Below are 13372 nucleotides of genomic sequence, written 5' to 3' on the forward strand. Positions count from 1 at the left end.
CGCGCGCGCTGCGCTTTGCCTGAACGGCCCGCCTTATGACCGACCTGACAGCCGATCTTCTGTTACATGCCTATTCGATCGGCGTATTCCCGATGGCGGATCACAAGGATGATCCTGACGTCTATTGGGTCGATCCGAAAAAGCGCGGCATATTCCCCATCGGCGGCTTTCACATATCCCGCTCGCTGGCGAAAACCATTCGGCAGCAAACGTTTTCCATTGATATCAATCAAAACTTCGCTGCGGTCCTAGACGGCTGCGCGGATCGCGAAGAAACCTGGATCAACCCAGAGATCCGCGAACGCTACATCGACTTGCATCTGGCCGGGCACGCGCATTCGCTGGAAGTCTACTCTGACGGCGCTCTTAGCGGTGGCGTCTATGGCGTCTCGCTGGGGGCTGCGTTTTTTGGCGAAAGCATGTTTTCACGCAAAACCAACGCCTCCAAAGTCGCCCTCGCCTATCTGTTAGATCGGTTGCAACAGACAGGGTTTCAGCTGTGTGACACGCAGTTTTTGACGCCGCATCTTGCGTCTCTTGGTGCGATTGAAATTTCTCGGGCACGGTATCGGCAGGAATTGGCGCAGGCCATAACCCAAGAGGCTGACTTTACCGCTGCAGAGATCCCCGCGCCTCAGGCGCTGTTGCAGCGCATGACCCAAACGTCATAGCGGCTGTGGTCCAACGCGTTCAGCGCCGGGCTCGACGCGATCATCCAACCGTCAAAAAAGACCTGTCCGTTGTCGGGGCTGCGTATGGTCAGGAATGCAAATGCGTCGCCGGTCGGATTGTCCGCAGGAAAGCGGCATTCACGCAAGCCCACGATCAGACCGAACATTTCGGCACTGCTGCCCACGTCGATCTGCAGATCCTCGGTCTGGCCATTGACCTTATCCAGCGCACGCAGCACCGCGGAGGTGCCCATTTCCGCTTGTTGGGTTTGCGCTGTGGCCAACCCCGCCCAAACGCCAAAAACACCCGTAAGAACTGCGCGCAGCATCAGCTGTCGTCTCCGCTGCCAGCCACAAACTTCACCAGAAGAGAAATCAGGCTGACTGCGCCCTGGGTGTCCTCGATACTGTCGCCAGCGGCGAAGGCAAAAGGCGACCCACCTGGCATGATCTCGACGAAGTTTCCGCCCAACAGCCCCTCGGAGGAGATGACAACAGCGCTGTCATCGGGGATCTCGATCCCCTCTTCCACCGAAAATCGGGTATCGGCCCGGAAGGTCTGCGGGTTCAGATCAACCCCAGTGACGGTGCCGATTTTCACCCCGGCCAACCGCACGTCTGTCCCAACCTGCACCCCTTCGAGGGAGCGGAAGGAGGCGTTGAGCTCATAGTTGTCATCGGCGCCAGACAGGCCCGCGGCCTGACCAGCATAAAGGGCAAACCCAATGGCCGCCGCCAGCACAACGCCGCCCGCCAATACTTCGGTTGGATTATGTGCCATCGCAACACACCTTTGAATTAATAACAAACATTGCCGATCACGCAGATATCTGGCCAGCGTCAACCCGTATGCAACAGGTTTACTGCGGGGTCCACTCCGGCGACCACGCCTCGTAATCGCTGCGCTCCCGCGGGGCGCTCGCACCACGAATAGATCCAGCCGGAGCATAGGCCAGCGCGCTGCCTGTCAGGTTTTCCTGATGCGGCTTTTCCCACGTCTTGCGTGGCAAAGGGCGTTCGCTCGGCAACTCATCAAAGGTGCGGTGCAGCCAGCCATGCCAATCCGGACCGATACGAGAAGCTTCGGTTTCCCCGTTAAACATGACCCAGCGACGGCTGTCATCAGCGTTGCGGAAAAACGCGTTTCCCTGATCATCTTCGCCCACTTTGATGCCGTGACGTCGTGTGAACAGGCTGGTTCCCAAAGTGGAGCCGTTCCACCAGGTGACAGCGCGTAAAACTGTGTTCAGGATTCCCATCGGTGCCTCCAGATGTCCTTTGTGTCATATGGCGCAAATCACGCCCAAGGTCCAGTATGTTACAGCCAAATGGTTGACCGGTGGTGTTGTCTTGCCGATGCGCCGCTCCAAGAGCCGTAGACGACAGCGCTTCACGTTGCCGTTGGCGCGACAGCTGTCACCTCAATCTCAATTCTGAACTTCGGATCGATCAGATCACAGCACAGCATTGTGGCTGCCGGCGGGTTGGCGCCGAAGACATCGCGCAGAATGGGCCAACAAGGTTCAAACTCTGCCGCATCTGGCAGGTAATAGGTCACACGCACCACATCAGAAAATCCGCAGCCCGCCTGTTCAAGTGCGGCTTCGATGGTTTTCAGGGCAGATTGACACTGCGCCACAACCCCATCTCCGCTGCCCACTGTGCCAGAAACATGAACAAAGCCGCCCGCGACAACGGCCCGGCAATAACCGATCTTGTCCTCAAACTCACCACCGGAAGAAATACGTCTGATCACCGAGAGATCCCTTCAAATAAAAACGGCACGGGAGTGTCCCGCGCCGTTCGTTGAACTGTCTTATTCTGCCACAGTCTCCGCCTGCACTGAATTCACCTGCATCAGATCAACCAGCAGAGGCAGGCTCTTTCTCGGCGTCAGCGTGGATCATGAGAGGCTGCGCCTCAGAGGTGACAGCCTCTTCGTTGACCACAACTTTTTCAACGCTGTCCATACCGGGCAGATCAAACATGGTATCCAGCAGGATATCTTCGAGGATTGATCGCAGACCACGGGCACCTGTCTTACGCTCGATCGCTTTCTTGGCAATCGCGCTCAGCGCTTCGTCGGTGAAGTCCAGCTCGGTATCTTCCAGTTCGAACAGACGCTGATACTGTTTGACCAGCGCGTTTTTCGGCTTGGTCAGGATGGTGATCAGCGCGTCTTCATCCAGATCTTCCAGCGTCGCCAAAACCGGCAGACGGCCGACAAATTCCGGGATCAGACCAAATTTCAGCAGATCTTCTGGCTCCAGATCCTTGAACGTCTCACCAACACCAGCGTCGCTTTCCTCGCGCACATCAGCACCAAAGCCCATGGCAGAGCCTTTGCCACGCTGTTTGATGATCTTATCCAGACCGGCAAATGCGCCACCACAGATGAACAGGATGTTTGTGGTGTCCACCTGCAGGAATTCCTGCTGCGGATGCTTGCGCCCACCCTGTGGCGGCACGGATGCAACCGTCCCTTCCATCAGCTTCAGCAGGGCTTGCTGCACACCTTCACCGGATACGTCCCGCGTGATCGAGGGATTTTCGGATTTGCGCGTGATCTTATCGACCTCGTCGATGTAAACGATGCCGCGCTGCGCCCGCTCCACGTTGTATTCAGAGGCTTGCAACAGCTTGAGAATGATGTTTTCGACGTCTTCCCCGACATAGCCCGCTTCGGTCAATGTGGTGGCATCAGCCATCGTGAACGGTACATCAAGGATACGCGCAAGGGTCTGTGCCAGCAGGGTTTTACCGCAGCCAGTTGGACCAATCAGAAGAATGTTCGACTTCGACAGTTCGATGTCGTTTCCTGCTTTCTGGGCGTGGTTCAGTCGCTTGTAGTGGTTGTGAACCGCCACAGACAGCACCCGCTTGGCCATTGCCTGTCCGATCACGTAATCGTCCAGGACTTCGCAGATATCTTTGGGGGTTGGCACGCCATCGCTGGACTTCAGGCCAGAGGCCTTGGTCTCTTCGCGGATGATATCCATGCACAACTCGACGCATTCGTCGCAGATGAACACGGTTGGGCCCGCAATAAGCTTGCGCACCTCATGCTGGCTCTTGCCGCAGAAGCTGCAGTAAAGCGTATTCTTGCCGTCGCCGCTTGAGTTCGTCGCCATGGTCTACCTTTCCGTCCGGGGCGTGCAGGCGCGTCCTGCGCCACCCGTATATTTGACAGCTTATGCCACCGGCACAACCGCCACAATCGCAAAGTGCGCCCTATTCCGGGCGGGCGCACTCGTCATTCAGTGTTCGCGTCAGCTGTCCTCAGTGTCCAGCTTGCTGCGGTTCTCGACGATTTCGTCGATCAGGCCAAAGTCCTTCGCCTCCTCAGGAGACATGAAGTTGTCGCGCTCCAGCGCATCGACAATGGTGTCATAGTCGTTGCCGGTGTGCTTCACGTAGATTTCATTCAGCCGCTTCTTCAGCTTCAGCGTCTCTTCGGCGTGGATCATGATGTCGGTCGCCTGGCCCTGGAACCCGCCGGACGGCTGGTGGACCATCACACGCGAATTGGGCAGCGAGAACCGCATCCCGGCTTCCCCGGCTGTCAGCAGCAGTGACCCCATGGAGGCCGCCTGGCCGATCACCAGAGTGGAGACCTTTGGCTTGATGTACTGCATGGTGTCGTAGATCGACAGGCCGGATGTCACCACACCGCCGGGGCTGTTGATGTACATGGAAATTTCCTTGGACGGGTTTTCCGCCTCCAGGTGCAGCAACTGCGCCACGATCAAGGAGGACATGCCATCATGCACCGGGCCGTTCAGGAAAATGATCCGCTCCTTCAGCAGGCGCGAAAAGATGTCATAGGCCCGTTCGCCACGGCTGGTCTGTTCAACCACCATTGGCACCAGCGTGTTCATGTAAGTTTCTCTAGGATCAACCATATTGCCCTGCCTGCTTTCAAAATATGTCGGCATCATAACCGACGGAGTGTTACTTGAGTCTTAGTGCCGCCACATTTGGGCTGCAAGGGGCGCAACCCGATTTTGCGCAGTGCTGTGATGACCGCGTGATGGGTGCGGCATTCATCCAACAGTGATTGAGAAAGGGTTAACAAACGGACCGAAAGCAAATGTCGGATCACGTTTGTCATCGACCTTCAGCGCGCTATATGTAGTGGTCAGGCAAAGTTGTCGAAAAACGGCCTCCGCCGGTCGCAAAATGTTACGTCGTCTGCGCGTTTCAGGTTTAGGTAAAGCAGGTATACCAACCGTTTCGCAAGTTGCGCCAAAGGGTCCTGCCATGACCGATAATTACTTTGTGCAGAAGGGCGCATCCGCCAAACTGACCTTGCCCTTCAACGGCGAGCCGCAAGAGTTCTATTTTCTTCTGCTGCCAAAGGCGACAATGCTGCCGATCGCGGCCGCGGTCGAACCCCTGCGCATTGCAAACCAGGTGACCAACACCGAGCTTTACCGCTGGTATGTGATGACACCAGACGGCCACCCTATTCGCTGTTCGAACGGGATGACCATCACCGCTGATATGCCCATGGGGCCGCTCAACGGTGATGCGCTCGGCTTTGTCTGCGCTGGTGTGGAGCCCCAACATGCCGCGTCAGATCAGGTGTTGAACTGGCTGCGTCGGGAGCGCCGCTTTGGCCGCACCATTGGCGGGATCTGCACCGGTGCATTTGCCCTGGCCCAGGCAGGTCTGTTGGGGGATGAGCGGTTTACACTGCATTGGGAAAACCAGCCCGGATTTGTCGAACGGTTTCCCGATCTTTTGCCCTCGCCCAAGATCTTTGAGATCAGCAACAAACTGATGACCTGCGGTGGCGGCAATGCCGCGACAGACATGATGCTGACGCTGATTGAACAGCAACATGGCAAACAGCTGGCAATCATCGTCGCTGACATGTGCCTGCATGTGCGCACTGGCGGTCAGACGACACCGCAGAAATCGAACTACGCGGTGGCCATCGGCAGTCGAAACCAACGCCTTCTCAATGCTTTGCAGCTGATGCAGGAATCGATTGAGGAACCCCTGTCCATAGCGCAACTCTGCGATGAATTGGATATTTCACGGCGGCAGCTGGAGCGATTGTTCTCACGCTATCTGAACCAAAGCCCCATGCATGTCTATTTCGATATGCGGTTGAGCCACGCCTTCGCCTTGATGAACGAGACCTCCATGTCCGTGACGGAAATCGCGCTGGCCTCCGGGTTCAACTCTGCAACGCATTTCTCGCGCCAGTTCAAACGGAAATTCGGCGCCTCGCCACATTTCTTCCGCAAGGGATGGAGCTGACCAAAGCGGCATGAAAACCGCGGATCGGGTGGATCAGGCCGCCCTGTGCCCCTCAGGGATGCAGATCACCCGCAGCCAGAGCCAACCCATCCGCAACCGCTGTCATCGCGTTGTCACAGTGGAATTGCGCCCCTGGAAACATCTGCCGCAACTGATCCTGCAACGGCTGCATCAGTGCAGAGCCGCCAACCAGAACAACATGGTCAAGGTCGCCCGCCCCAACCCCGGCATCGCGGATCAAATCCTCCAGACAGGCCGTGATCTTCGCCAGATCATGGTCAAGACTGTCCGCCATCGCCGCATGCGCCAGCGCAACCGACAGCCCCGGTTCCAGCACGCGCAAGTCAATCGCGCCCTGCCCGTCCGCATCGGGCCCATCTGCAATCGCTTGATTGGTGCGGATCTTCCCGCGTTCCACTGCAAAGGCCAGATCATGACCCAGCTCATCGCTCAACACGCTGACCAGCCGCGCCAATTTCTTCGGCTCCACCGCATTGGCATAAAGATCCTGTGCCGCGCGGCGACACTCCGCAGAATAGGTGAACGGGATCATCTGCCATGTCGCCAGATCCTGAAACATCCGGTTTGGCGCGGGCAAACGGGTGTCACCAAACACGCTTTTGATATCTGTTCCCATGCCCAGGAGCGGCATGACATGCTGGATGCTCAGCTGGCGATCAAAATCCGTCCCGCCAACCCGCACCCCGGCAGAGGCCAAAATGCGCGGCGCGCGATCCTGGTATTGCGGAGCAACAGGTTGCTCAAAAACGGTAAAATCTGATGTGCCGCCACCGATATCTACTATCACGCCAAACCCCGCCGAGACCGAGGTCGCGCGCAACGCAGCCTCTGGTTCAAACATAAACTGCACGTCCTCGAAACCGGCCTGCAGATAACATTCCCGCAGATCTGTTTCGGCCTGGGCATCCCGCTGATCATCGCTGCTGTGGAAGCGAACCGGACGCCCGGACAGGGCGCGCGTGTACTCTTGTCCGGTGGCGCGCTCTGCCCGCGTTTTAAGCTCTTTCAGAAAGCGCGCGATGATCACGGTGAAATCGATCAACTCCCCGTTCAGTCGCCGTTTTTCCCTGAGCAGCGACGTGCCCAATAGGCTCTTGAGCGCCCGCATAAACCGGCCCTCATCGCCATTGATCAACGCCCGCGTTGCGGGGCGGCCGATCTTCATCCGCCGACTGTCGGCATCAAAGAAAACCGCCGTCGGCACAGTCTGTTCGGAAGGCTCCAAATCGATCAACCAGGGACGGCCATTCACGCTGACCCCTGCCGCGGAGTTGGATGTGCCAAAATCAATACCGAGCGTGGCGTGGGCAACCATGGCGAACCTCAAGAAAAAATGATGTGAACGGCGCGGATAACGCGCGGGTCCCGTCAAAACAAGCGAATTGTTGCAAAAAATGCGCCGTCTTTTGACCTAGACTTATTTTTGCTTGTATTCTTGAGTTAACAATTGGAAATCAGTGTAAACCTACAAACTTAATACAGAATTCGTCGCATGACCCGCAGTGGCCTACAGTGAATGGCAAGACAAGCGTAACGATTTTAATACCGAATAGGGAAAACGAACAAAATGGTCCAACCGACGGGGACACCCGGCAGCCCACATATCGAAGAGCCAAAGCCAGAGGACGGCGACTTCGAAGAAATGCTGGCCAATGCGCGCGAGGCAGCCGGTTTTCTCAAGGCGATCAGCCATGAAGGTCGGTTGATGATCCTGTGTCATCTGGTGTCCGGAGAAAAATCTGTCACCGAGCTCGAGGGCTTGCTGGGCGCGCGCCAAGCCGCCGTCTCGCAACAGCTGTCAAGACTGCGCCAGGATGGTTTGGTGGTGCCACGCCGCGAGGGCAAAGCGATTTACTACAGTCTTGCCGATGATCGCCCCAAGCGCATTCTGGAGGTGGTTCACGACGTATTTTGCGGGGCGTCGTCGTAGGTCTGAAATCGCCTTGATCTGACTGGCCTGATGGCAACACACACCAATGTGACCGCGCCGATTGATCGACCTGCTTTAGGTTTAGGCTCCGCCAGTCACCAGCGGACACTGTCGAAGGGCAGACTGTAAAGGCGCGCTCCACAAAGGCGCACAGTACAAAAGCGCACACTGTAAAGAGGCCGTCATGTTCAAACCGTTCCGCCCATTTTTGCAACAGATGCAAAACACTGTTCGCACCTTGGGCCGTCCGCGCGTGATGCAGCACCTCCCAGCCCGCGTAGTCGACGACGTCGTTGGACGTATACTCGGCGTCACCCTTTGCGCCAGCTTTCTTGCACCGATTGGCAGCCTGGCAACAGCGCAGGCTTTGCCGGACAGACACGGCTGGGTCAGCCATGGCACGCAAAAACCATACGCCCAGTTGGTGAGAGATGTCATTGCCGCAACCAAAGCCAACGGATTGCATGTGGTCACCCAAGCCGGACCGACCAAGGCAGCCGCAGCCAGAGGCATCACCATACCGGGCAACCGCGTCATCGGCGTGTTCAACAACGATTTCGCCGTCAGATTCCTGTCCCATTCCACACATGCGATGATCGAGGCACCGCTGCGGCTTTATGTGACGGAAACGGAAAGCGGCACTGGCACGCTGTCCTACAAAACAGCAGCACATGTGTTTGGCCCCTATGCCGACGACGGGGGTGCCGCAGTGTTGGAGATTGCGGCGGAATTGGACGCACGCCTCAAGGCGATTGCTGAAATGGCAATCTCCTCAGCGCCATAACGCTCACACCCGCGTGAGGCGTCTTGCACTTTGGCGCGGATCCGGCAAGTTGGCCTCATTCTATCAGCTCTGAACCACGATGAGGTCCTGCCAATGACATCCGAAGATCCCCTTGCGCCAGTGCCAGAAACCCTGCGCGCAGCAGATGTCTTGGCCCAGCGGCTTTATGATGCAGGCTGTCGTCACGCCTTTGGCATGCCCGGCGGTGAGGTCCTGACCCTGGTTGATGCTCTGACCAAAGCAGGCATCGCCTTTCACCTCGCCAAACACGAAAACAGCGCAGGCTTCATGGGCGAAGGCGTCCACCACAGCGATGGTGCCCCCGCAATCCTTGTTGCGACACTGGGCCCCGGAGCACTGAATGGCGTGAATGTGGTGGCCAATGCCCATCAGGACAGAGTGCCGATGCTGGTGCTGACCGGATGCGTCGATGCCGCCGAGGCCGCGAGCTACACCCATCAGGTGCTGGATCATCAGGCCGTGTTTGCCCCGATCACCAAAGCCAGTTACCGCCTCGATGCGAAGGCGGCAAGCGTGATCGCAGACAAAGCCGTTCGGGTCGCCACCGCCGAACGCAACGGGCCGGTCCATATCGATGTGCCGATTTCTGTTGCCGATGCACCGGCGGGTGCTGCCCGACCTCAGCTCGCTGCCGCGCGCGATACGCAAGCCGCTCCCCTGGATCTTGCGCAACTGCGAGGTTGGCTGACACAAGCTGAACGTCCGCTAGCGATCGTTGGTCTGGATGCGGTTGCGCAAAACGCGGGGCCTGAACTGCGCGAATTTCTGGAACGAAACAACATCCCCTTTGTGACCAGCTACAAAGCAAAGGGGATTTTGCCCGAAAATCACCCGTTGTGTCTGGGTGGTGCCGGATTGTCCCCACTCGCGGACAAGCATTTGCTGCCCTTGGTCGAAGCCTCAGATCTGATCTTGGCCCTGGGCTATGACCCCATTGAAATGCGCCCGGGCTGGCGCAACGCGTGGGATTGCAGCCGTCAGCGGGTTGTCGACATCACCGCAGAGGACAACACCCATTATATGCACGAGGCCAATCTGACGATTGTTGCAAGCCTCGCCCCCACGCTGCGGGCCCTGACCGTTGGCAGCCAGCTTGCAGATGATCCTGCAATCATCCCGACACGCTGGGCTGATGGCGAAACGGAACAGGCGCGCAAGGCGCTGGCCAGCGCGTTTTCCGGCGCGCAGGACTGGGGCCCAGCGGCCATCGTGGAGGAATGTCAGAAGACCCTGCCATCTGATACGCTGGCCACGGCAGACAGCGGCGCACATCGCATTTTGCTCTCGCAGATGTGGCAGTGCGAGGAACCTCGTGCTTTGATCCAATCCTCTGGCCTTTGCACCATGGGCTGCGCGGTTCCGATGGCGATTGGCCGCAAGCTCGCCCAGCCAGAGCGCACGGTTGTCAGCTTTTCCGGCGATGCAGGATTTCTGATGGTCGCGGGTGAACTGTCGACCGCTGCTGAACTCGGGGTTGCGCCGATTTTTGTGGTCTTCGTCGATGCCAGTCTCGCGCTCATCGATCTGAAACAACGCCAACGCAAACTGGCCAATGCTGGTGTTGATTTCGGCCAGCATGATTTTGCCGCTATGGGCGAGGCTTTTGGTGGGCATGGCGTACGGGTGCGGAACCGCGCGGAATTGCGCGCCGCCCTGACTGCTGCACAGGCTGCAGATCGTTTCACCGTGATTGCGGCAGAATTTGATCGGGAGGCGTATGATGGGCTCATCTGATCAACTGCCTCACGGTCCCCTCCATGGCATTAAGGTCCTTGATCTTTCTCGTATCCTGGCAGGCCCCACCTGCACGCAGCTGCTGGGGGATCTGGGCGCCAGTGTTTTGAAGATTGAAAATCCAAAGACCGGCGGCGACGACACCCGGCAATGGGGACCACCCTATGTGACGGATGCGCAGGGCAATCGCTCTGACCTATCGGCCTATTTCATGTCAGCAAACCGCAACAAACGCTCGGTTGAAGTCGACATCACCACAACCGCTGGCCAAGACACGATCCGGCAACTGACTGCACAGGCCGATATCCTGCTGGAGAACTTCAAACCCGGCGGATTGACCAAATACGGGCTTGATCACGAAACCCTGCGCGCCGAGTTTCCGCATCTGATCTATGGCTCGATCTCGGGCTACGGCCAGACCGGCCCCAATGCGCATAAACCTGGCTATGACCTGATGGCGCAGGGCTATGGTGGGATCATGTCGCTGACCGGCGAACCAGATGGCCGCCCTATCAAGGTCGGGGTGGGCATCGCGGATGTCATGTGCGGCATGTATGCCTGTGTCGGGTTGCTCGCGGCCTTGCGACACAAGGAACAGACCGGTGAAGGGCAACATGTTGATATCGCACTGGTTGATGCGCAGATTGCCTGGCTCATCAACGAGGGCGTCGCCACACTGAACACCGGCCAAAACCCAAAGCGTCGTGGCAATGAACACCCCAGCATCGTGCCCTATGGCTTGTATGAAACATCGGATGGTCATGTGATCCTTGCGGTTGGCAACGATGCGCAGTTTGAACGGTTCCTGTCTTTCCTGCAGCTAGATGGCCTGGCAAAGGATCCCCGATTTGCCACCAACCCTGCGCGACTGGAACATCGCGACGCGCTTGCGGATATCCTTGTTCCAGCGGTGCGCCAGCATTCCACACAGGATGTGATTGCCGCCATGGAAGCGCGCAAAGTGCCCGCAGGGCCGGTCCAGACGCTGGATCAGGTCTTTGCCAGTGATCAGGTCGCCGCGCGGGATATGACCATCGAAATGATGTCCGAGGCAGGACCCGTGCAGCTACTGGGCAATCCGTTGAAACTGTCGAGGACCCCGGTCACCTACCGGTTTGCGCCTCCGACCTGTGGCAGCAGCACAGGCGATCTGGACGGCGATGGTGACCCGTTTGATGAAAGCTGACCGCACCACCTAGGCGGTCACGCACCCCGCGATTCGATCCAAACAACAGGTGAGCTGGCCGTTGATAACGGCCAGTTTTGGACCGGGTTGTTACAGTCGGGCGCGGACTATCCCACTGAAAAGACGCAAACAACCGGTGGAAAACAGCCGAGTGTTACAGAAACAGGCGAGCATTGGCCCATCGCGTGCCACTAGGGCTTGCATGCGCGCCCAAAATGCAAGAAATCGCCTGAAATTGTCACAGTTTCCGGCTTGAAACCGCTAAATCACACACGCCACATCACCAAACCGCGAGCGGGCGTCGCGAGGCACCATTTCGTGCTTTAACCTGATGCCAAAGCACCCCTGCTTTCGTTTTTGACACGGATCGGACAAACGATGATGCAAGATATTTTTGGCCAGGACACCAGCCTGAAAACCGCGGCAGCCCTGAACGAGTGGAACGGTGTCCAAATGGCTGTATTGGCCCATTCCGCCGCCGCCCCCAAACATTTGGGCGCGTTGTTGGAAGCCGAACCGGAGTTTGCGCTGGCGCAGGCGGCCAAGGGGATGTTTGTTTTGCTGCTGGGCCGTGCCGAACTGCTGCCCACCGCGCAGGAAGCATATGCCGCAGCCAAACGCTGTGAAGAGGGTGCCCTGCCCCGCGAACGCCACTACATCGCAGCCCTGGAGGCATGGTTGAACGGACGTCCGACTGCCGCCATCGCAGAGATGGAAGCCGTGCTGGCCGCTCACCCGCAGGACTCCCTTGCGATGAAGATGAGCCACGCGATCCGCTTCATTTTGGGCGACATCACCGGCATGCGCAGCTCAATTGAAAATGTGCTGCCCAGCTACGATCCTGCTCACAAGGGACGCGGCTACCTGCTGGGCTGTCATGCCTTCGCATTGGAAGAAACCGGCGCTTACGACTTGGCCGAGGCCACCGGACGGCAAGCGCTCTGGATGGCGCCTGATGATGCCTGGGGTTTGCATGCGGTCGCCCATGTGCATGACATGACGGGCAATTCCAAAGCAGGCCTCGAATGGTTGACCGGGCGCGAGGAAGCCTGGGCGCATTGCAACAACTTCCGCTACCATGTGTGGTGGCACAAAGCGCTTATGCATCTTGATCAGGGCCAAACCGAAGAGGTGCTGGCGCTCTATGATCGCGAAATCCGCCAGGACAAAACCGACGACTACCGCGATATTTCCAATGCCACATCGCTGTTGATGCGCCTGGAGCTGGAAGGCGTCTCTATCGGTGATCGCTGGGAAGAACTCGCTGATCTCTGTGCCAATCGCACCGAAGATGGCTGCCTGATCTTTGCGGATCTGCACTATCTTCTCGCCCTGGTCGGAGACCACCGCAAAACCGACACTGGCAAGCTTGTCCAGCGTATTCATTCTGATGCACAACGCAATGCAAGCGACAGCGATGACCGCATGGCAACGCCCGGCTGCAATCTTGCGATCGGCCTCGAGGCCTTTGGCGATGGCAACTACGACAATGCGTTTTCGCATCTCTCCAAGGGACGCACCAATCTGCAGTTGGCAGGCGGCAGTCACGCCCAACGCGATGTGTTTGAACGGGTCACCATCGATGCCGGTCTGCGCGCCGGCCGTCTGGACGCGGTCGAGGGAATTTTGAACGAACGCCGCACCCAGCGTGGTGGTGCAGAAGACCGCTTTGCACTCACGCGCCGGGCCTTGATTTCCGAAGGCCGCGGCCACGCGAGTGCGCAAAGCGTTCCTGCCGAATAAAGATAAGGATTACA

General features: G+C 58.0%; 14 protein-coding genes. 7 read left to right on the forward strand and 7 right to left on the reverse strand.

Going from position 1 to position 13372, the window contains the following annotated elements; all coding sequences use genetic code 11:
* Window positions 1-35 precede the first annotated feature (35 nt).
* Window positions 36-671, forward strand: coding sequence for a leucyl/phenylalanyl-tRNA--protein transferase (gene aat / locus Q0C28_RS11635; RefSeq protein WP_293575957.1), 636 nt, complete (start codon window positions 36-38; stop codon window positions 669-671).
* Here the strand turns inward: aat and Q0C28_RS11640 are convergent.
* From Q0C28_RS11640 to Q0C28_RS11665, 6 genes are all read right to left on the reverse strand, one after another.
* Window positions 635-1000 carry a DUF2155 domain-containing protein gene (locus tag Q0C28_RS11640; protein WP_293575959.1) on the reverse strand — a complete coding sequence of 122 codons (366 nt, stop codon included), beginning with the start codon at window positions 998-1000 and terminating at the stop codon, window positions 635-637. The genes aat and Q0C28_RS11640 overlap by 37 nt on opposite strands.
* Window positions 1000-1452, reverse strand: a complete 453-nt coding sequence (mlaD, locus tag Q0C28_RS11645) for an outer membrane lipid asymmetry maintenance protein MlaD (RefSeq protein WP_293575961.1) — start codon at window positions 1450-1452, stop codon at window positions 1000-1002. Before mlaD ends, Q0C28_RS11640 begins: the two co-directional genes overlap by 1 nt.
* A 79-nt stretch (window positions 1453-1531) precedes the next feature.
* A complete protein-coding gene (locus tag Q0C28_RS11650) occupies window positions 1532-1930 on the reverse strand; it encodes an NADH:ubiquinone oxidoreductase subunit NDUFA12 (RefSeq protein WP_293575963.1) in 399 nt (132 codons plus the stop codon).
* 131 nt (window positions 1931-2061) lie between these two features.
* On the reverse strand, window positions 2062-2427 hold the full coding sequence (locus tag Q0C28_RS11655) for a RidA family protein (protein ID WP_293575965.1): 366 nt from the start codon (window positions 2425-2427) through the stop codon (window positions 2062-2064).
* 106 nt (window positions 2428-2533) lie between these two features.
* Complete coding sequence (clpX, locus tag Q0C28_RS11660; RefSeq protein ID WP_293575967.1) at window positions 2534-3802, reverse strand: ATP-dependent Clp protease ATP-binding subunit ClpX; 1269 nt, start codon at window positions 3800-3802, stop codon at window positions 2534-2536.
* A 138-nt stretch (window positions 3803-3940) separates the two neighbouring features.
* On the reverse strand, window positions 3941-4573 hold the full coding sequence (locus Q0C28_RS11665) for an ATP-dependent Clp protease proteolytic subunit (protein WP_293575969.1): 633 nt from the start codon (window positions 4571-4573) through the stop codon (window positions 3941-3943).
* Window positions 4574-4931: 358 nt separating this feature from the next.
* Here Q0C28_RS11665 and Q0C28_RS11670 point away from each other — a divergent pair, with 358 nt between their 5' ends.
* Window positions 4932-5939 (forward strand): GlxA family transcriptional regulator, encoded by a 1008-nt coding sequence (locus Q0C28_RS11670; RefSeq protein ID WP_293575971.1) that lies wholly within the window; start codon window positions 4932-4934, stop codon window positions 5937-5939.
* A 52-nt stretch (window positions 5940-5991) separates the two neighbouring features.
* Here the strand turns inward: Q0C28_RS11670 and Q0C28_RS11675 are convergent, their stop codons facing one another.
* Window positions 5992-7275 (reverse strand): Hsp70 family protein, encoded by a 1284-nt coding sequence (locus Q0C28_RS11675; protein WP_293575973.1) that lies wholly within the window; start codon window positions 7273-7275, stop codon window positions 5992-5994.
* A gap of 327 nt (window positions 7276-7602) precedes the next feature.
* On the opposite strand from Q0C28_RS11675, the gene Q0C28_RS11680 reads away from it, so the two are divergent.
* The 5 genes from Q0C28_RS11680 (at window position 7603) to Q0C28_RS11700 (ending at window position 13358) form a co-directional block, all read left to right on the forward strand.
* Complete coding sequence (locus Q0C28_RS11680; RefSeq protein ID WP_293576010.1) at window positions 7603-7890, forward strand: metalloregulator ArsR/SmtB family transcription factor; 288 nt, start codon at window positions 7603-7605, stop codon at window positions 7888-7890.
* Between the two features lie 184 nt (window positions 7891-8074).
* Window positions 8075-8674 carry a DUF302 domain-containing protein gene (locus Q0C28_RS11685; protein ID WP_293575975.1) on the forward strand — a complete coding sequence of 200 codons (600 nt, stop codon included), beginning with the start codon at window positions 8075-8077 and terminating at the stop codon, window positions 8672-8674.
* Window positions 8675-8767: 93 nt separating this feature from the next.
* Window positions 8768-10429, forward strand: coding sequence for a thiamine pyrophosphate-binding protein (locus Q0C28_RS11690; protein ID WP_293575977.1), 1662 nt, complete (start codon window positions 8768-8770; stop codon window positions 10427-10429).
* A complete protein-coding gene (locus Q0C28_RS11695) occupies window positions 10416-11615 on the forward strand; it encodes a CaiB/BaiF CoA-transferase family protein (protein ID WP_293576011.1) in 1200 nt (399 codons plus the stop codon). The genes Q0C28_RS11690 and Q0C28_RS11695 overlap by 14 nt, the downstream gene beginning before the upstream one ends.
* Window positions 11616-11993: 378 nt before the next feature.
* Window positions 11994-13358 (forward strand): tetratricopeptide repeat protein, encoded by a 1365-nt coding sequence (locus tag Q0C28_RS11700; RefSeq protein ID WP_293575979.1) that lies wholly within the window; start codon window positions 11994-11996, stop codon window positions 13356-13358.
* Window positions 13359-13372 lie beyond the last annotated feature (14 nt).

Origin of the sequence: Phaeobacter sp. (genome assembly GCF_022825805.1) — a bacterium.
Classification (GTDB): Bacteria; Pseudomonadota; Alphaproteobacteria; order Rhodobacterales; family Rhodobacteraceae; genus Phaeobacter.

What these genes read in the sequence shown, in the direction of transcription:
- aat (WP_293575957.1), top strand. Translation starts at nt 36, where the DNA reads ATGACCGACCTGACAGCCGATCTTCTGTTACATGCCTATTCGATCGGC.
- Q0C28_RS11640 (WP_293575959.1), bottom strand. Translation starts at nt 1,000, where the DNA reads ATGCTGCGCGCAGTTCTTACGGGTGTTTTTGGCGTTTGGGCGGGGTTG.
- mlaD (WP_293575961.1), bottom strand. Translation starts at nt 1,452, where the DNA reads ATGGCACATAATCCAACCGAAGTATTGGCGGGCGGCGTTGTGCTGGCG.
- Q0C28_RS11650 (WP_293575963.1), bottom strand. Translation starts at nt 1,930, where the DNA reads ATGGGAATCCTGAACACAGTTTTACGCGCTGTCACCTGGTGGAACGGC.
- clpX (WP_293575967.1), bottom strand. Translation starts at nt 3,802, where the DNA reads ATGGCGACGAACTCAAGCGGCGACGGCAAGAATACGCTTTACTGCAGC.
- Q0C28_RS11665 (WP_293575969.1), bottom strand. Translation starts at nt 4,573, where the DNA reads ATGGTTGATCCTAGAGAAACTTACATGAACACGCTGGTGCCAATGGTG.
- Q0C28_RS11670 (WP_293575971.1), top strand. Translation starts at nt 4,932, where the DNA reads ATGACCGATAATTACTTTGTGCAGAAGGGCGCATCCGCCAAACTGACC.
- Q0C28_RS11675 (WP_293575973.1), bottom strand. Translation starts at nt 7,275, where the DNA reads ATGGTTGCCCACGCCACGCTCGGTATTGATTTTGGCACATCCAACTCC.
- Q0C28_RS11680 (WP_293576010.1), top strand. Translation starts at nt 7,603, where the DNA reads ATGCTGGCCAATGCGCGCGAGGCAGCCGGTTTTCTCAAGGCGATCAGC.
- Q0C28_RS11685 (WP_293575975.1), top strand. Translation starts at nt 8,075, where the DNA reads ATGTTCAAACCGTTCCGCCCATTTTTGCAACAGATGCAAAACACTGTT.
- Q0C28_RS11690 (WP_293575977.1), top strand. Translation starts at nt 8,768, where the DNA reads ATGACATCCGAAGATCCCCTTGCGCCAGTGCCAGAAACCCTGCGCGCA.
- Q0C28_RS11695 (WP_293576011.1), top strand. Translation starts at nt 10,416, where the DNA reads ATGGGCTCATCTGATCAACTGCCTCACGGTCCCCTCCATGGCATTAAG.
- Q0C28_RS11700 (WP_293575979.1), top strand. Translation starts at nt 11,994, where the DNA reads ATGATGCAAGATATTTTTGGCCAGGACACCAGCCTGAAAACCGCGGCA.